The sequence below is a fragment of the Congregibacter variabilis genome, assembly GCF_045689235.1.
Classification (GTDB): domain Bacteria; phylum Pseudomonadota; class Gammaproteobacteria; order Pseudomonadales; family Halieaceae; genus Congregibacter; species Congregibacter variabilis.
Map to the genome: position 1 here is coordinate 1,246,056 of NZ_CP136864.1, position 17,936 is coordinate 1,263,991.

Sequence of the window (17,936 nt, forward strand, 5' to 3'; positions counted from 1 at the left end):
CTAATCCTGTTCGCTACGGCGCTGCTGCGCTTGCCAGAGTTGCGAATAATACCCGTTCTCATGAAGCAGGTCATGGTGTTTCCCCTGCTCCACCACATTTCCATCCTGTAAAACCAAAATTCTGTCCGCATCGACGATGGTAGAGAGCCTGTGGGCGATTACCAGGGTGGTGTGCTGCATAGCCATAGCAGAAAACGCATCCAACACAGCCTGCTCTGAACGGCTATCCAGACTGGAAGTAGCCTCATCAAACACCAATATCGGCGCATCCTTGATAGCTGCTCGAGCAATACCGACCCGCTGCCGCTCGCCTCCGGAGAGCTTCAGACCTCGCTCCCCCACTACCGTATCAAGGCCTTCGGGCAAACGTTCGACGAAATGCTCCAGATGCGCGGTCTGAATCGCTTTTTGCAGAGCCGCCTCATCCGCGTCGGGATTTCCGTAGCGGATGTTTTCTCTCAGACTGTCGTTAAACAAGACACAGTCTTGCGGAACGATGGCTATCTGACGCCGGAGCGACTCCTGCGTTAAATCCCGCAGATCCTGACCGTCAATTAACACCTGTCCGGCTTGAGGATCATAAAAACGAAACAGCAACTTCACCAGGGTGGACTTTCCGCCACCACTGGCTCCGACAACCGCGACCTTTTCTCCCCCGCCGATAGAAAAGCTAACACCACTGAGGATCGCGCGGGTGTCTTCGTAGGCAAAGTCGACACCTCGAAACTCCAGCGCGGCATCCTTGATAACCAACTCACTGGCCTGCGATTTATCTGCTACTTTTGGGTGCTTGTCCAACAACTCAAACAATCGTTCGATGTTTGCCAAAGAACTTTTTATCTCGCGGTACACAAAGCCGAGAAAACCCAGAGGCATGAACAACTGCAGCATAAACTGATTGATCAGAACGAAGTCGCCAAGGCTGAGGACGCCGCCCTGTACCTGCCATGCTGCCAGTCCCAGCATACATGTCTGTGACACCGCAATAATCAGCGCCTGTCCGCCATTAAGGGCAAACAACGACAGGCGATTCTTGCGCCGGGCCGTCTCCCAGGTCGCTAAAGACTCATCGTAACGCTGCGCCTCGAACTCCTCGTTGGTGAAGTACTTTACTGTTTCGTAGTTCAGCAAACTGTCCACGGCACGAGTGTTACTGCTGGAGTCTGCCTCATTTACCTCTCGAACAAAGCGGGTACGCCAGGCGGTTGCGCGAAAGGAATACAGCCCGTAAAGCACCACCGAAGCGAGAACAATCACCGCATAGTGCCAGCCGTAACTGAACAACAATATGCCCGCCACCATGGCGATCTCGAAGAGCGTCGGCGCAATGTTAAAAATGAAAAATCGCAGCAAGAAGCTGATGCCGGTAGTACCACGCTCGATATCGCGGGCCAAACCCCCTGTGCGCCGGTTAAGATGAAAATCCAGATCAAGACTGTGGACATGCCTGAAGACCTGTAAGCCAATGCGACGCATGGCACGTTCCGTGACACGACCAAAAAGCGTATCGCGCAGTTCACCAAAAAGTGTATTTGCCAAACGTGCCGCGCCGTAGGCGAGTACCAGTAACAACAGAAACATGAGCGGCGTGGCTTCGGCCCCTGCATCCAGGCCATCCACGAGCGCTTTAAGCAAAAACGGAATCAATAGCAGACCGCCCTTGGCCGCAATCAGACACAGCAGGGCAAGCAGCACACGCTGTCGATTCTCCCTGAGAATCGGCGCAAGCCGGCGGTAGATGGCTCCGAGCAAACCCGGCTTCAGGGCTTGGGTGCTCCCCGCAGTGTCAAAACTCTTCACGAGGGAACGGCGGCAGAAGTAGCTGCCGTAGACGGCACACTCCACAGACCATCGTGTTTCTGCGCCAAGCCGATGTGTTCAAGTTTTTGCAAGGCATCTTCGATTTCGAAGTCCAGGCGCGCATGCCAACGCTTTGCAAACCAGTCTTCGATAAGCTCATCCAATTTTTGGGCCGACAGTGGCCTGGCCTCTGCCAAAAGAAAATACAGCGCCACGAAGGCCTCCTTGCACTCTGAATCCTCTGCGTCATCCAGCACCCGCAGCAAAACACCGGCGTTGTTATCCAGCAACTTGAAGTAAAGGTCTCTGGTCAGAGTCTGACGGAAGCGTTCCTTGCGGTTGCGATAACTCGACCACTGCTTCCATAGATAGGCTCCAAGCGCAGCCATACCCGCACCAAGGACCACCAAGCCGCGCTTATCCAGCGTTACCGGCTCGCTGTGCAGTCCCAGCCAGAAACCTCCCAGGGTACCCAGGAGAACCAACGGCGCGGCAAGCTTTGTAGTCGCAACAATCGCCCCACTGGCCAGAGCCGGCACACCAATGAGGAGCCGATCTGTCCAACGCATAGCCACCCGGGTGTTGGGAAAGAGCATTTCCAGATCGGCATCAGGCACGTTCTGAAACAACTTGATCATCACTCTTCCCGGCGAGAAGTCCTTGTCCGTCTTGACGCCTCGATCGGCAAATCTCAAAAACAAGACTACACGGTCATAATTCAGGAAACGTACCTGCCGCTTAATCAAGCCAAAGAATAGTGTGACCGTCTCGGTACGCTCGCTACTTCCTCTACAAAAGAGCATTAGATCGTCAAAGTCCTTCAAATCCACGCGCAAACGTATCTGGAACAAGGACTTGCTGCGAAAAGCCTTCTTTAACTGTGCCTCAGTCAGGGCCTCGTAGTTGCCTCGGTTCAATAAAACAGCCAGGCGGTCTTTGAGTTCCTCTACCGCGGCGTCCTGACTTGAAGCACCGTCAGGAAACTGCCGGGTATCGGCGTCAGGATCAAGAACGGCATAGCAGTCTTTAAGGGCCTGGCGACTGTCATGAAAGTCATTCCTGAAGGTCTCACCGATAGTAAGAACCGAATCCTCAAAGGCACGCTCTTGCAGGGCACCCAATCGCGCCTCGGATCGCAACATCTGCAACAAGTCGCTGCGCCGAAAGGGTATGAAACGAAAACCCGAAAGAGGCGTTACCGAAGAGTCATCCGCGGGGCGCTCAGCATTGAAACCCTCGCTCTCGCTTTCCTGTGCTGAACCTGCAGCCAACTGAACACTCCTTCAGGGATTACGATGGTTAACGAAACATTGTCAGGACAGCTTGTCATTCCACCGACTCGCGATCAAGATAACGCCCCAATTTGACCTGGACAGATACAGCAACATGAGCGCGGAACTTTGGATGGCCATAAGCGGTGGCCTCTTAATAGGGGCAGCAGCCGTCATTTTACTCTCCCTTGCCGGAAGAGTAGCTGGCGTCAGCGGCATTCTCTGGGGAGCACTCACGGAGCAGGCAACCCATCTATGGCGCTGGTTGTTTCTCATCGGTTTAGTCGCTGGCGCGGCTCTGGCACACCAATTCCTGGGAGTGGCGATACCCTCACCTCAAAACCTACCCACATCCTGGGCGCTGATTGGCGGGCTTTTGGTGGGTTTGGGCACAAAGATGGGTAACGGTTGCACCAGCGGTCACGGTGTCTGTGGAATTGGCCTCAACTCTGGCCGCTCTGCGGTCGCAACAATGACGTTTATGGTCAGTGGTATCGCAACCGTCTTCCTTCTGCGCCATGTACTGGGATCTCAGCTATGAAACCTCTTGCAGGACTTCTCAGCGGAATTATATTTGGCTTTGGTCTGGCGCTTTCGGGAATGACCGACCGGGACAAAGTGTTGGGATTTCTGGATATCTTTGGCGACTGGCAGCCGGCTTTGGTACTCGTGATGGGCGCCGCGGTGACCGTCACGCTGCTTGGCTTCTGGCTAGTTCGTCGCCAAGCTAAGCCGCTGTTTGCTCCCAGCTTCTATTTGCCCATCACCCGTCAAGTGGATGCAAAGCTGCTTGGGGGTGCCGCACTCTTTGGCATAGGTTGGGGGGTGTATGGTTTTTGTCCGGGACCGGCGGTTGCTGCCTTGTTTTACGGTAACACCGACACCTACGTCTTTTTGCTCGCTATGATTCTGGGCATGTGGATCTCTTCACGCCTGGAAGCCCATTTTAGCCATGTCTGAACCCGCTTTTTCACTCACCGCGTTAAAAGCCGCCGTGGGGCTTGTTTATCAACAGATGCCCGCCACGGCCCAATTCGCCTGGCCCTTGTTACGTGAGGAGCTGGGCGCTGACATCTGGGTAAAACACGAGAACCATACGCCCACGGGAGCTTTTAAAGTTCGCGGAGGAATTACCTTCATGGAGTGGCTGAAACGGGCGCATCCAGAATGTCGAGGCATTGCTACGGCAACGCGCGGAAACCATGGGCAAAGTCAGGCCCGCGCCGCCGCTGCCGCCGGCCTTACGGCCACAATTGTCGTACCCCACGGTAACGCCCGCGAGAAAAACGACGCCATGCGCAGCTTTGGGGCCACGCTCCTGGAGCACGGGAGGGACTTTGATGAGGCCCGTGAGGAGGCATCACGCCAAGCTGCTCAGGAGGACTTGTTTTTGGTGCCACCGTTTCATACCGCACTGGTGTCAGGTGTGGCGAGCTACGCTTTGGAGCTCTTTACCGCCGTGTCAGACATAAAACGGGTCTACGTGCCCATTGGCTGCGGATCTGGAATCTGTGGCGTCATTGCCGCGCGAGATGCCCTGGGGCTGGAGACTGAGGTAATCGGCGTCGTGTCCACAGAGGCTACTGCCGCACAGCAGGCGTTTTTCAGCGGCAAGCCCGAAAGTACCGCCTCAGCCCGTACCTTTGCCGATGGAGTGGCTGTTCGCTCCGTCGTACCAGAAGCTCTTAAAATCTACCGAACTGGCGCTCGACGCGTGCTTGCGGTGAGCGACGATGAAGTGGCTAATGCCATGCGCATGTACTTTCGCTGTACCCACAACGTCAGTGAAGGCGCGGGCGCAGCGCCCTTAGCGGCCGCGATTCAAGAACAGGAAGCTAACAAAGGACAACGAATTGCCGTCATTCTATGCGGCGGCAACGTCGACACCGAGGTGTTCCAGGAGGTTTTAGAGGGTCGAACACCTCAGGCTTGAGGCGCTTCGCTTACACAGTCACACTAAAAAGACTTCGATGCTATGCCCGAGCTACTCCCGGGCACAGCACTGACAAGCCATGGGCCTTAGGCAACAACAAGCCCTGCCGCATCAGCGGCAGACAAACCCAATGCCGAGACCACCATGTTAAAAAACTCAGCTTCCCGGGAAGACACATTGTCGTCTGCATGCATAACAGCTACCAGACCACGAAGGATCGCGCGTCGCTGATCCATGCTCAGCTTGGGCGCTGCGCCCGACAAGCACTTCTGCAAAGGTGTGGACTCATAAATCTTTGACAGCGCCGCAGTTCGCACCTCGCCGTCTGAAAGGTCTTCACCAAGCTCTTCTTTGATGACTGACTGAACTGAGGCTATCTCCGCCGGATGGGTATAAGCGTCCGCATCGGTCGCGCGAGATAGAACCAGCACGAACAACTCTCTAAAAAGATCCGAATCCGAGCTTTGCGGCGCATCGCCAAAAAGCTGTCTTACCTTGTTGAAATCTACCAGTGCCATAGCTGTCTATCTCCCTGTCCGAAGGTGGCCGACGGACGATCATACTGACTTTTGCCTAGCGAGAACACCGCCTACGGGGCAATACTACTTTAGGCAAAGCCAAAACTGTCAACGCTGCGTATCTTGCCTGTGAATATTACTCAGCTTGCCAGCCTATGACAGACACAGCAGACGGTATAATGAAGGGCTACACGTGCGAAAGACACTATGAAAAAGAATCTGTATACAGCGACGCTCATCGGCATAGGCCTGCTTTTGTGGTTAGCCTCGGGGATCTTCACCCCGGCCCCTGAGCCCACGCTAGACGCCAAAACTGCAGCATTGGCTGAACCCGAGCAAACCCTCCCTCGGGTGCGGGTTGCTCAATTTAATGCTGAACAGCGCACCCTAACGCGCATGCTCCGGGGAAAAACCGCCAGCAAGCGCACGGCTAAAGTGAGCGCCGAGACGACCGGCCGCGTCATTACCAGGCCGGTAGAGCGAGGCGATCTCGTTGCCGCAGGCACACTCCTTTGTGAACTTGCAGTAAATGATCGGCAGGTGTCAGTAGAAGAGGCGAATGCGGCACTGTCAAAAGCCGAAATAGAGTATGCCGGCGCCCTGGAACTCAAAGATCGCAATCTGCTGTCCAAAATCCGCATAGCTCAGGTGGCCTCGGAACTCGAAACAGCGCGCGCCGAACTTGCCAGACGCAAGCTAAATCTGGAACGAACTCGCATTGTCGCGCCCTTTGAAGGCGTCGTCGAAGAACTGCACATGGATGTGGGCGACCTCGCCTCTGTGGGAGCCCCCTGCGCGACACTCATTGATCTCGACCCATTACTGATTGCCGCGAATGTGTCTGAACGCGACATTAACTACATAGCCCTGGGCAGCTCGGTAACAGCGCGAACCAGCACTGATGAGAAGCTCATTGGTGAAGTTACCTTTGTTGGAAGCATGTCAGATGCGACAACACGCACATATCCGGTGGAGATCACTGTACCTAACCCCGACTACAGACTTCGAGCGGGACTCACCACGGTTGCCAGCGTAGAAACCCAGACGGTACTGGCACATCGAGTCTCACCCGCGCTATTCACGTTGAACGATGACGGCATCATTGGCCTGCGGGCGGTGGATAAAAGCAGTCGCGTGGTTTTCCATCCGGTCACGATTGTAGAGGATGCGGTAGATGGTGCCTGGGTGACAGGTCTTCCGGGCGTGGTAAGCCTGATCACCGTAGGGCAGGAGTTCGTGTCCGCTGGCCAGCAGGTTGAAGCACTGGATGCGAGCGTCGCTCCAGCAACTGCGAGCCTGCTATGAGCTACATCGATCTAGCGATCAATCGGTCTCGCAGCACGCTCATGATGATGGGGGTACTGGTGCTGGCGGGGCTCATCTCTCGCTCCATGCTACCCATCGCCAATGATCCGCACATTGTACTGCCGTACTTTTACATTGGCATTCCCCACGAAGGAATCTCCCCGGAAGACTCCGAACGCTTACTCATCCAGCCCATGGAAATCGAACTGCGCAAGATCGAGGGCCTTAAGGAAATCAGCGCAACGGCCTCTGAAGGGTCTGCCACGATGTTTGTGGAATTTGAACCCAGCGTGGATCTCAATGCGGCGCTAATGGACGTGCGCGAAGCGGTAGATCGGGGGAAATCTGAAATTCCATCGACGGCTGAGGAACCCATCGTACGGGAACTGGATGTGGACGACTTTCCGTTAATCCAGATCAATCTGCTGAGCCGCGGAGCCAGCGAACGACAAATCTATGAAACGGCTTTAAGTCTTCGCGATGACATCGAATCTATCCCGTCGGTGCTCAGCGCCGAAATTCGCGGTGACCGAGAAGAAGTCCTGGAAGTCATCATCAACCCTCAGGCACTGGAGGCTTACGAGATTTCCAGTGAGTCGCTGGTGAGTATTCTTCAGCGCAACAATCGCCTCATCCCTGCTGGGAGCGTTGATACCGGCAGCGGCCGCTTCTCGGTAAAAGTGCCTTCCATCGTTGAGTCTGCCAGCGATATTATGAACTTGCCTGTACAGGTGAGCGGTGACTCAGTAGTCACACTCTCAGATGTGGCGAGCATCCGCCGAACATTTAAAGATCGCGCCAGTCATGCACGCTTCAATGGCGTTGAAACCATGACCGTAGAGGTCAAGAAACGTGTGGACGCCAACGTTATTGATACCTCGGAGGCCGTGTTAAAGGTTGTAGCAGAGGCTACCGCCGGATTACCGTCGACCATTCATGTGGTGCCATCACAGAATACCGCGGAATTTGCCCAGGTTCAGGTAACCGAGCTTCAGGGCAATATCATGACCGCATTAGCACTGGTAATGGTTATCGTCGTTGCGGCTATGGGTTTTCGTAGCGGCGTCATTGTGGGCCTCGGTATCCCGTTTTCCTTACTGTTTTCCATCATCATCATTTACCAACTGGGCTACACCTTTAACTTCATGGTCATGTTCGGCATGTTGTTGGGGCTGGGTATGTTGATCGATGGCGCCATTGTAGTGACCGAATACGCCGATCGAAAGATGAGCGAAGGCATGGATCATCGGGACGCGTACTCCGAGGCCGTCAAACGTATGTTCTGGCCGGTGACCGCATCTACGGCGACAACACTGGCGGCATTCCTTCCACTCATCTTCTGGCCGGGGATATCCGGTCAGTTTATGCGCTACCTTCCGGTAACCGTGTTCACAGTGCTCACCGGGTCTTTAATCTACGCCCTGCTGTTCGGTCCGGTTCTGGGCTCAATTTTTGGCAAGCCCACAGTCCACAGTGCTGCGGCAAAAAGCACTATGGAAGAGCTAGACCACGGCGATCCAACCCGGTTACCAACCATTACCGGTGCTTATGCCCGAATGATGGCCTGGATTACCGGTCATCCCCTAACCACTGTAGGAACCATCTTCACGCTGCTGTTTTGCGTCTTTTGGAGCTACGGCAAGCTTGGGTCCGGGATGGTATTTTTTAATGACTCGGATCCGCAGTTCATTAGTCTGTCAGTGAGTGGTCGGGGGAATTTTTCAGAAAGCGAGGTGAACGACCTTGTTCTGGAAGTGGAGGAGCAGGTATTGCAGGTCCCGGACATTCGATCAGTGAATACCCGTACCATCCTGCCCGGAAGCGGCTCTGACGGTGGTGGCTGGGGAGGCGGTGCTGTTAACGATCGTATTGGCAGTATCTTCCTGGAATTGGTGCCGGAGTGGGATCGCGATCGTGATGGCTTTGCCGTTGTGCGCGAACTCCGGGAGCGTACCCGGGACTTCGCAGGCATCAAGGTAGAAGTGACCGCCATGGAACAGGGGCCGCCTGTCGGCAAGCCTATTCAGCTAGAACTACGCTCCCGACATCGAGAACTGCTTGAACCGGCGATGCTGCGTATTCGGCAGCACCTGGATACCATGCCCGAACTCATTGATATCGACGACACTCGCGCCCTCCCCTCGATTGAATGGCGAATGCAGGTGGACCGTGCTCAGGCCGCACTTTTTGATGCCGACGTACAAGCCGCAGGCGTAGCTCTGCAGCTTGTCACCAATGGCGTGAAGATCGCGGAATATCGTCCCGATGGCGCAGATGACGCCGTGGACATCCGCGCACGATTCCCCATTCAGGACCGCGGCATCCGGGCAATGGATGACCTGCGCATCAGTACGCGACAGGGCCAGATCCCACTGAGTAACTTCGTGCGCATACAACCCGCCCCCGGCGTTGATACCTTTAAACGCATTGACACCTTTCCGGTTGAAAGACTGCGCGCAAATGTTGTTCAGGGTGTTTTGGCGGACACTGTGGTAGGGCAAATCAAGGAATGGCTCGAAACCCAAAACTTCGACCCGAGGATCTCTATTGAATTCCGCGGGGCCAACGAAGAGCAAACTGATGCTATGGCGTTCGTGCAGGTGGCGTTTTTACTGTCACTACTTTTGATGTTTGTGCTGTTGGTAACGCAGTTCAACAGCTTTTACCAAAGCGCTCTCATTTTGCTTGCGGTGATCATGTCTACTGCGGGGGTTCTGCTGGGCCTGATAATTACCGGCAATCCCTTTAGCGCGGTACTTACCGGGGTGGGGGTCGTTGCCCTCGCGGGCATTGTCGTGAACAACAACATCGTCCTCATCGATACTTACAATGTTGTGCGCAGCGAAAACCCGGAACTGAGTGTCCAGGATGCTATCGTTCGTGCAGCGGCGCAGCGTTTGCGGCCGGTGATGCTCACCACCGTGACAACGGTGTTCGGATTACTTCCGCTTGCTTGCGACCTGTCTATCGACATCGTCAATCGCAGCGTCACCGCCGGGGGACAGATGGCCACCTTCTGGGGACCACTATCTCAGGCGATTGTGTTTGGGCTTTCTTTCGCGACGATCCTGACACTCATCGCCACGCCGGCACTCCTCGCGCTGCCTGCAGACATCCGTCAACGCTGGGCAGCACGCAAAAACAGGCAAGATTCAGCGACGGGTAACAATGAGCCTGTCACCACCTAGGTAAAGCCTGTCTAGGGGCTCGCCATGAGGTCAAGCACCATGGCCGTAATTGCGCGTCGACCGGTGTCCAGTGTGGGCACCGGATCAGGGGCAAAAAAGGCCGAGTGCAGAGACGGCAAACGTTCTTCGCCGCGGCTCGCTGCATCCCACAGAGACTGAGGAACCGTACCCACTCGAATCATGAACGAGGGGATCTTGGCATCGGTACGACCGTAACGAGAGAAGTCCTCTCCTCCCATCTCCTTGGGAATCTCCACCAGGGCATCATCACCCAACTCCCCGCGCATGGCGGCGACACCGCGCGTCACCAGCGCCGGGTCGTTCCACAATGCGGGCGTGTACTCTTGAAGCACAGCAACGTCTGGCTTTTTGTCAGCAGGAAAACCCATGGCCTCGGCCTGCTTCACCGCAATACGCTCAATGCCCGCTAAAAGCGTGTCCCGAACCTCATCAGAGTAAGAGCGAACCGTGAGTTGCAACGTGGCTTTATCAGAAATGATGTTGTGCTTGGTGCCTGCATGAATAGAGCCTACCGTGACAACACCCGGCTCCGCGGGATGAATTTCCCGGGAGACCAAGGTTTGCAAATCCATGATCACCGCCGCCGCCAGAACCACAGGGTCCTTAGCGGTATGCGGATAGGCACCGTGCCCCCCAACGCCGTGGAGCGTAATATCCACACTGTCCACATTGGCCATCATCCAACCCGAAATAAATCCGATTTTTCCAGCGGGAAGCGTCGCAATAGTGTGCACTGACAGGTTGTAATCCGGCTGAGGGAATCGCTCAAAGAGTCCGTCGGCGAGCATATCCCGGGCACCCGCTCCGCGCTCCTCCGCCGGCTGCATAATCACCATGAGCGTGCCCTGCCACTCATCCCGACGCTCCAGCAATTCAAGTGCTGCAGACATCACAACGGTCATATGTACGTCATGCCCACAGGCGTGCATTACCGAAACGTCCTGACCGTTTAACTCTTTTGCTTTGACGGTACTGGCATAAGAAAGGCCCGTATCTTCCTCTACGGGCAAGCCGTCCATGTCTGCCCGAACCATCAGGGTAGGCCCCTCACCATTTTGCACAATAGCGACCACCCCGTGTCCACCAACGCCCGTTGTAACGGTAAAGCCTGCATCCTTCAGAGTCTTGGCAAGGATTGCTGCTGTTTGTTCCTCCTGAAACGACAACTCTGGGTTTTCATGCAAATGGGTGTAGTAAGCCAGTTCATCGAAGGACCAAGACTGCATGTTGAAGCCACAAAGGACCATAAGTAGACATGCCTGGATAAGTTGACGCATAAGAGAACCTCAAAAAGATCAGTACCGCAGTCTAGCAAAGTCGACGCCAGACAGATGCCCGCTTGCGGTGCATCCCGTACAATAGGCGCAACGCCACTTTTAGCAATCGCACTTGGATACAGACTCCCCACAGCCTGACGCCCCCCTTCCTCGCAGTGGACTGCGGACCTACGCTCGCCTGCTGCGTTACGTCCGACCGCTGTGGCCCGCGTTTTTACTAAGCATGTTCGGTTTCATCTTGTACGCACTGACTCAGTCGGCATTTGCCGGCCTCATGCAATACCTCCCCGCAGCCTTTGAGGGAAACACGCTTGGAGGTTCGGCCGTCACCGGGGTGGATACGCTCAGGAGTTGGGAACGGCGCCTGGGTTTGGATCAGGCCGCTAACGTTCGAAGCTTTCTGCCCCTTGCACTCATTGCAATCGTGACCGTTCGGGGTATTGGTTCTTATTTGGGCAGCTATTACATTACCTATGTAGCCCGACATGTAGTCAATCAGCTACGCCTCGATGTGTTTGCGCATATCAACACCCTCCCGGCGGCGTACCTCGCTCAGCGAAACTCCGCCGAACTCATATCCCTTATTACCTTTAATATTGAACAAGTGGCCGCCGCGGCATCAACAGCCATCAAGGTTATTGTTCGCGAGGGACTCACGGTCATTGCGCTGCTGGGTTACATCTTCTATCTCAACTGGAAGCTGTCTCTGATGTTTGTGGTACTCGCACCTTTCATCGGCGGCATCATCAGCCTGGCTTCGTCACAGTTTAAAAAATACAGCCGGCGAATTCAGGACTCCATGGGGGGTATCACCCGAGTCGCGGCAGAGGCTATACGCGGCTTTCCTGTGGTGCGGGGCTTTGGCGGCACCGCTTCGGAAAACGCCCGATTTGCAGAGCGCAGTCGCTACGCGCTGAATCAGGACCTTAAGCTTGCCCGGGTCAATGAGATCAGTACCCCCATCATTCAATGGCTCACTTACAGTGCTCTGGCGGGCTTGTTCTGGTTCGGACTGGATCCGGCGCTGCGAGGCAGCATGGATGCCGGGCAGTTTCTGGCCTACATTACAGCTGCCAGCCTTGTGGCAAAGCCCCTGAGACAGCTCACCCAGGTGAACGCGCGAATCCAGCGCGGTATCGCGGCGGCAGAAAGTGTCTTTGAAGTACTCGACGAAGAAACCGAGAGTGATTCGGGTAGGGCGCTCCAGGCGGCACCGAAGGGAGCTTATGAACTGCGAGACCTTCACTTTCGCTACCCGGGTTCTGACGAGGACGCCCTACGCGGCATCTCCCTGAATCTGGCGGCGGGAGAAACCCTGGCCCTGGTTGGACGCTCAGGCTCGGGCAAGACAACCCTGGCAAACCTTCTGGCGGCGCAGTTCCCCTCACCTCCTAACTCCCTGCTATTGGATGGCGAGCCCATGGAGTCGCTGATGCTGACATCCCTGCGCCGACAGATTGCTTTTGTGAGTCAGCACACCACACTTTTTGCTGCCAGTGTGCGGGACAACATAGCCTATGGTGACCTGGCAGACGCAAGTGACGATGCCATAAACGCAGCACTCGCACAGGCTAACGCTCTGGAATTCGTGCAGCGCCTCCCCGGCGGTCTCGATACGATATTGCGTGAAGAGGGCGACGATTTCTCCGGTGGGCAACGCCAGCGTCTGGCCTTGGCTCGAGCGTTTTTGAAGAATGCGCCTATTCTTATTCTTGATGAGGCCACCTCGGCTCAGGATGCCGAAAGTGAGGCACTGATTCAGCAGGCCTTGCAACGCATTCTCCAAGGACGGACGGCGGTGATTATCGCCCATCGACTATCCACGGTGGAACAGGCCGATCGTATCGCCGTCCTGGATCAGGGGCGTGTTGTTGAACTGGGTACCCATGCAGAACTGCTTAGCAAGCAGGGTATCTACGCACAGCTTCATCGTCAGCAGCTACAAGCATGATCCTCCTGTCTCCCGGGATGCTGTGTCCATGAAGGTGCTGCAGGTACTTCCTGCTCTGGATACCGGGGGTGTTGAGCGGGGCACTGTGGACATCGCCAAGGCTCTTGTTCAGGCAGGACATGACTCCAGCGTGCTGTCCCAGGGCGGTCGAATGGTAACTCGCCTGGAGAAGCAGGGGTCACGACACGTAGACTGGTCTTTGGGCAAGAAATCACCACTCACGCTGCGTCACGTGCGTCCTCTGCGGCGTTGGCTCACATCTGAAGCATTCGACATTCTGCATTTGCGTTCTCGCATGCCCGGCTGGATCTGCTGGCTTGCCTGGAAAGGAATGGATCCCCAGACGCGACCAAGGCTCGTGACCACGGTACACGGAATGCACTCGGTGAGTCGCTATAGTGAAATCGTATGCTGCGGTGAACGGGTCATCGTTGTTTCTGAATCTATCCGTCGCTACGTGCTGGACAACTACCCTCGCTGCGACCCAAACAAGCTACACCTCATTTATCGGGGCATTAATCCACTGGAATTCCCCCGAGGCCATCAGGCCAGCGAGAAGTGGTTATCAGAGTGGTATCGAGAGTTTCCACAGTTACTGGATCAGCGCGTCATCACCATGGCCGGCCGTCTTACCCGCCTAAAAGGTCATCACGACTTTATGGATGTGATTGCGCAACTACGCGACGCGGGGCAGCCCGTTCATGGGCTTATTGTCGGCGGGGAGGATCCCAAGCGTATTGCTTACGCGCGAGAACTTTACGCAGCAGTGGACCAACGCGGTCTTGCGTCGCATATCACCTTCGCGGGACATCGCGGCGACCTGCGCGACATTTACTCGGTCTCGGACATCGTATTGTCACTGTCCACACAACCGGAATCCTTCGGGCGCACGGTTTTGGAACCTCTGAGCGAAGGTCGCCCGGTGGTCGCTTACGATCACGGTGGCGTCGCCGAAATTCTAGAGGCCCTTTACCCGAAAGGTGCTGTGCCAGTGCGCGATACCACAGCGGCAGCCCAGCAGATTACGGCCATTCTCGCAGGGCAGATTGCGCCCCCAAGGCGCAATGATCGCTTTCTTTTGGACGTCATGGCTCGGGACACCCTTGCGCTATACAAGGAACTGCTATCCTCTCAAAGAACGGGCTAAAACCTCTGCCGCACTGGCAGGATGCCGCCACAAGCACAACTAAAAACCAAATTACAAGGAACTGAGCATGTTGCTGTCACTATCCACCTGGTGTGATGTAGAAGCTTATTTGCAACGCAGCCGCAGTATTTTGTTGCCCATCGGCTCTATGGAGCAACACGGTCCTACCGGTCTGATTGGAACCGACGCCATCTGCCCTCAGGTCATTGCCGAGGCAGCTGCGGCGAATAATCCGGACATCCTGGTGGGCCCAACGTTCAGTGTGGGCTGTGCACAGCACCACCTGGGCTTTCCCGGCAGCATGACACTGCGCCCAAGCACAATGATCGCGGCGATCGCAGACTGGTGTGCATCACTTCGTCGCCACGGCTTTGAGCGAATTTATTGGATCAATGGTCACGGCGGTAACATTGCCACCATCGCTGCAGCATTTGCTGAGGTTTACGCAGAGCGCAGCCTGAGTGGACCCAACTCGAACATTGCAGCTTTGAGCATGCGCCAACGCAACTGGTGGGAACTGCCCGGGGTGATGAGCACCTGTCAGCGCCTACACCCAAAGCATGAGGGTTCTCACGCGACGGCATCAGAAGTAGCGGTTACCTATGCGGCCTACCCTGAGCAGGTCCGCAACCTGGTGTTGGACCCTAAAGTCGCACCCAACGGCGGATTTACCGATGCCGAGGACTACCGCGGCCGTTTCGCCGATGGGCGTATCGGCTCAGACCCGACTCAGGCAACCGTCGCGGCCGGCGAAGAAATCATCGCCGTCGCGGCCAAGGCGCTCCGGGAAGACTTTCTTGCCTTTGCGGCGGCCAAGGCCTGAGGCTAGGCGCCTGCAAGCGCATCCATCGCGGCAAAACCTCGGGCCAAGTCGTCGATCAAATCCTGGGGATGCTCGAGTCCGATATGTAATCGGACAAGTGTCTCGTCATCAGCCAATGCGATGCTGGGTAGCTTGCGAGTTGCATGCATCGGCAAACAAAGACTCTCAAACCCTCCCCAGGAAAAGCCCACGCCATAAAGCTCCAGACTATCGATAAAGGCTGCCATGGCCTGCTCGTTTTCTCGTTGCATCACCATCGCGAAAAGACCATTGGCACCTTTAAAATCCCGCTCAAAAATCGCGTGCCCCGGACAAGAGTCCCAGGCTGGATGCAGCAAGCGGCGAACTCTGGGTTGTGTCTCCAGCCAGCTGGCAACAGTCCTGGCCCCCCGGTCATGAGCCTCCATGCGAATAGCCAGGGTCCGCATACCGCGAAGCGCCAACATGGCATCATCCGGAGCAAGATGCATACCGTGGGCGAGCGTGTGATGGTGAAGCTGCGTATACAGTTCGGGACTGGCTGTAGTCGTCACGCCAAACAGGCAGTCCGCATGACCGTTGAGATATTTGGTTCCTGACTGCATCGCCAGGTCTACACCAAACTCCAATGGATTGAAGAGTAAAGGTGTTGCCCAGGTGTTATCGATAGCCGTAAGCAAGCCATGTTGCTTTGCCACCGCAACAATTGCCGGTACATCCTGAATCTCGAAAGTCGCCGATCCCGGGGACTCCATAAAAATCATTCGCGTATTGTCCTGCACCAGAGTGTGTAGTTCCTCATCCATGAGCGGGTCGTAAAATGTCGTGCTGACACCGCGGCGCGCGAGACTACCCAGGCAAAACTTTCGCGTAGGCCCGTATACGCTATCAACCATCAAAACGTGATCACCGGGGGATAAAAAGCAATTGAGGATACTGGCCATGGATGCCGTGCCGGACGAAGCCAGTACTGCACCAACGCTACCGTCTAGCTCGCACACGGCGTCCTCCAATGCCCGGGTTGTCGGCGTACCCATTCGCCCGTAGTACATGTGCTCACGATCCAAAGGCGCGGCCTCTCGCTCGCAGAACTCGGCATAGTCGGCAAACAGCACGGTGGAGGCGTGAAAAACCGGGCTACTGACAACCCGAGGGTCCGAACGCCCTGCGTGCACCAGACGCGTATTGAGATGTTTCACATAAGCTGGATCTGACGCGGCTTTCTTACTCACATTGACGCTCACATTCGCTAGGGGACATATCCAGAGGCTAGCATTGCTCACGAGGCTCCACCAGCTGGGCTGGACGGCGAAACAGCGGTCTGCGACAGTTGTCTTTTAACTAAGAGCTAGCCCATGCCCGATCTCATACTTCATCAATACGCCGACTCTCCATTTTCCGAAAAAATCCGCGCGCTGTTTGGCTACAAAGGACTTGCCTACAAAAGCGTAGACATCCCGCCAATCATGCCAAAGCCCGATCTCACTGCGCTTACCGGCGGCTATCGACGCACACCGGTCATGCAACAGGGAGCCGATATTTTTTGCGATACGGCACTCATCGCCAAGGTGATCGAAAGCGAGAAAGGGGAACCCAGCATCTTTGGAGGCCCAAGGTCAGCGCAGGCGGTCGCCGCTGCACGCTGGGCGGACAGTGAATTTTTTAGGGTCTGTGTGGGCCTTGTGTTTCAGCCTGCGGCAGTCGCCGCAAATCCTCGCTTTGCCGACTCCAAGGCTGCAGAGGCCTTTATTAAGGACCGCGCTGCATTCACCGCCGGGAGCCCCGGACTGGCAACTCCCCTTCCCCGGGCCGAGGCCGTCTTTAGAGAGCACCTGGGTGCCATGGAAGAAACCCTCTTAACGCAGGATTTTCTGGGCGGGAGCAGCCCTGATGTGTCTGACTTTTCGCACTGGCACTGCTGCTGGTTCGTGCATCGCCAGGCCGTGCTTCGCCATTATTTCGAGACATTCCCCGCGGTGAGCGCATGGCTTGAACGTATGCAGCGGTTCAGTGATGAGCCTGTGGCCACTCCAATGAGCGGCGCCGAGGCGATAGAAGTTGCCCGCAGCAGCGATCCTGCGGCTATCGACGAGCCGCAGATAGACCCGCTGCTGAACATCGATGCTGAAGCAAGCGTTCAGGTAATGCCTACGGACTATGGGTTTCAGGCAGTGACCGGACAACTCCTCGTCGTTGACGACAATCGCATCATCGTAGCCCGGCAGGATCCACAAGCCGGGCAGTTACACGTTCACTTTCCCCGCTACGGATTTGAAGTTTCTCTTACAGGAGAGTCCACATGAAACATATTGACCCTACTCGTGAGCAATTCGATGCATTCAAGGCGCTACCCAGAGACACGCCAATCATGATGCTCAATCTCATTCGCCTGAAAGAAACGGCCACTTACCCCGATGGTGAAACCTGCACCGGTGCCGAGGCCTACCGTCGCTATGGAGAGCACAGCGGTCCAATATTCAGAGAGCTCGGCGGCGAAATTTTGTGGCGAGGGCACCAGGAATGTATGCTCACAGGCCCTACAGACAAACACTGGGACATTGCGTTCGTTGCCCGTTATCCCAGTGCCGGTGCGTTTTTAGCCATGGTCACCAATCCTGATTATCAGGCGGTTGTTGTGCATCGAACCGTTGCGGTGGACGACAGTCGATTGATTCGCTTTGCCCCCGACGAGGCCGGGGGTGGCTTTGCCGGCTAGACAGCCG

General features: G+C 55.9%; 15 protein-coding genes. 10 read left to right on the plus strand and 5 right to left on the minus strand.

Annotation, left to right across the window (positions count from 1 at the left end):
- Nucleotides 1–1,764 (minus strand): ABCB family ABC transporter ATP-binding protein/permease, encoded by a 1,764-nt coding sequence (locus R0135_RS05550; protein ID WP_407349884.1) that lies wholly within the window; start codon nt 1,762–1,764, stop codon nt 1–3.
- A 32-nt stretch (nt 1,765–1,796) separates the two neighbouring features.
- Nucleotides 1,797–3,071: a TMEM143 family protein gene (locus R0135_RS05555; RefSeq protein ID WP_407349261.1), complete on the minus strand. Its 1,275-nt coding sequence runs from the start codon at nt 3,069–3,071 to the stop codon at nt 1,797–1,799.
- Nucleotides 3,072–3,186: 115 nt separating this feature from the next.
- Here R0135_RS05555 and R0135_RS05560 point away from each other — a divergent pair, with 115 nt between their 5' ends.
- From R0135_RS05560 to R0135_RS05570, 3 genes are read left to right on the plus strand one after another with little or no spacing between them, the layout of a single operon-like run.
- Nucleotides 3,187–3,612, plus strand: coding sequence for a YeeE/YedE family protein (locus tag R0135_RS05560; protein ID WP_407349262.1), 426 nt, complete (start codon nt 3,187–3,189; stop codon nt 3,610–3,612).
- Nucleotides 3,609–4,031 (plus strand): DUF6691 family protein, encoded by a 423-nt coding sequence (locus R0135_RS05565; protein WP_407349263.1) that lies wholly within the window; start codon nt 3,609–3,611, stop codon nt 4,029–4,031. Before R0135_RS05560 ends, R0135_RS05565 begins: the two co-directional genes overlap by 4 nt.
- A complete protein-coding gene (locus R0135_RS05570; protein ID WP_407349264.1) occupies nt 4,024–5,004 on the plus strand; it encodes a threonine dehydratase in 981 nt (326 codons plus the stop codon). The genes R0135_RS05565 and R0135_RS05570 overlap by 8 nt, the downstream gene beginning before the upstream one ends.
- Before the next feature lie 86 nt (nt 5,005–5,090).
- On the opposite strand, the gene R0135_RS05575 is transcribed toward R0135_RS05570, so the two are convergent.
- Nucleotides 5,091–5,522 (minus strand): TerB family tellurite resistance protein, encoded by a 432-nt coding sequence (locus R0135_RS05575; RefSeq protein ID WP_407349265.1) that lies wholly within the window; start codon nt 5,520–5,522, stop codon nt 5,091–5,093.
- A 207-nt stretch (nt 5,523–5,729) separates the two neighbouring features.
- On the opposite strand from R0135_RS05575, the gene R0135_RS05580 reads away from it, so the two are divergent.
- Together R0135_RS05580 and R0135_RS05585 are read left to right on the plus strand one after the other, a co-directional pair.
- Complete coding sequence (locus tag R0135_RS05580) at nt 5,730–6,827, plus strand: efflux RND transporter periplasmic adaptor subunit (protein WP_407349266.1); 1,098 nt, start codon at nt 5,730–5,732, stop codon at nt 6,825–6,827.
- Nucleotides 6,824–10,015, plus strand: a complete 3,192-nt coding sequence (locus R0135_RS05585; RefSeq protein WP_407349267.1) for an efflux RND transporter permease subunit — start codon at nt 6,824–6,826, stop codon at nt 10,013–10,015. Before R0135_RS05580 ends, R0135_RS05585 begins: the two co-directional genes overlap by 4 nt.
- 11 nt (nt 10,016–10,026) lie before the next feature.
- Here R0135_RS05585 and R0135_RS05590 read toward each other — a convergent pair whose 3' ends face one another.
- The gene (locus tag R0135_RS05590) at nt 10,027–11,313 is read right to left on the minus strand and encodes an amidohydrolase (protein WP_407349268.1); all 1,287 of its coding nucleotides are present in this window, start codon (nt 11,311–11,313) and stop codon (nt 10,027–10,029) included.
- Between the two features lie 112 nt (nt 11,314–11,425).
- On the opposite strand from R0135_RS05590, the gene msbA reads away from it, so the two are divergent.
- The 3 genes from msbA (at nt 11,426) to R0135_RS05605 (ending at nt 15,234) form a co-directional block, all read left to right on the plus strand.
- A complete protein-coding gene (gene msbA, locus R0135_RS05595; RefSeq protein WP_407349269.1) occupies nt 11,426–13,264 on the plus strand; it encodes a lipid A export permease/ATP-binding protein MsbA in 1,839 nt (612 codons plus the stop codon).
- 28 nt (nt 13,265–13,292) lie between these two features.
- A complete protein-coding gene (locus tag R0135_RS05600) occupies nt 13,293–14,411 on the plus strand; it encodes a glycosyltransferase family 4 protein (RefSeq protein WP_407349270.1) in 1,119 nt (372 codons plus the stop codon).
- Nucleotides 14,412–14,478: 67 nt separating this feature from the next.
- Nucleotides 14,479–15,234: a creatininase family protein gene (locus R0135_RS05605; protein ID WP_407349271.1), complete on the plus strand. Its 756-nt coding sequence runs from the start codon at nt 14,479–14,481 to the stop codon at nt 15,232–15,234.
- A 2-nt stretch (nt 15,235–15,236) separates the two neighbouring features.
- Here R0135_RS05605 and metC read toward each other — a convergent pair whose 3' ends face one another.
- Nucleotides 15,237–16,445 (minus strand): cystathionine beta-lyase, encoded by a 1,209-nt coding sequence (gene metC, locus R0135_RS05610; RefSeq protein ID WP_407349272.1) that lies wholly within the window; start codon nt 16,443–16,445, stop codon nt 15,237–15,239.
- Between the two features lie 123 nt (nt 16,446–16,568).
- Between metC and R0135_RS05615 the strand changes: the two genes are divergently transcribed.
- Nucleotides 16,569–17,516, plus strand: a complete 948-nt coding sequence (locus tag R0135_RS05615) for a glutathione S-transferase family protein (RefSeq protein WP_407349273.1) — start codon at nt 16,569–16,571, stop codon at nt 17,514–17,516.
- Nucleotides 17,513–17,929: a DUF1330 domain-containing protein gene (locus tag R0135_RS05620; protein ID WP_407349274.1), complete on the plus strand. Its 417-nt coding sequence runs from the start codon at nt 17,513–17,515 to the stop codon at nt 17,927–17,929. The genes R0135_RS05615 and R0135_RS05620 overlap by 4 nt, the downstream gene beginning before the upstream one ends.
- Nucleotides 17,930–17,936: the final 7 nt, after the last annotated feature.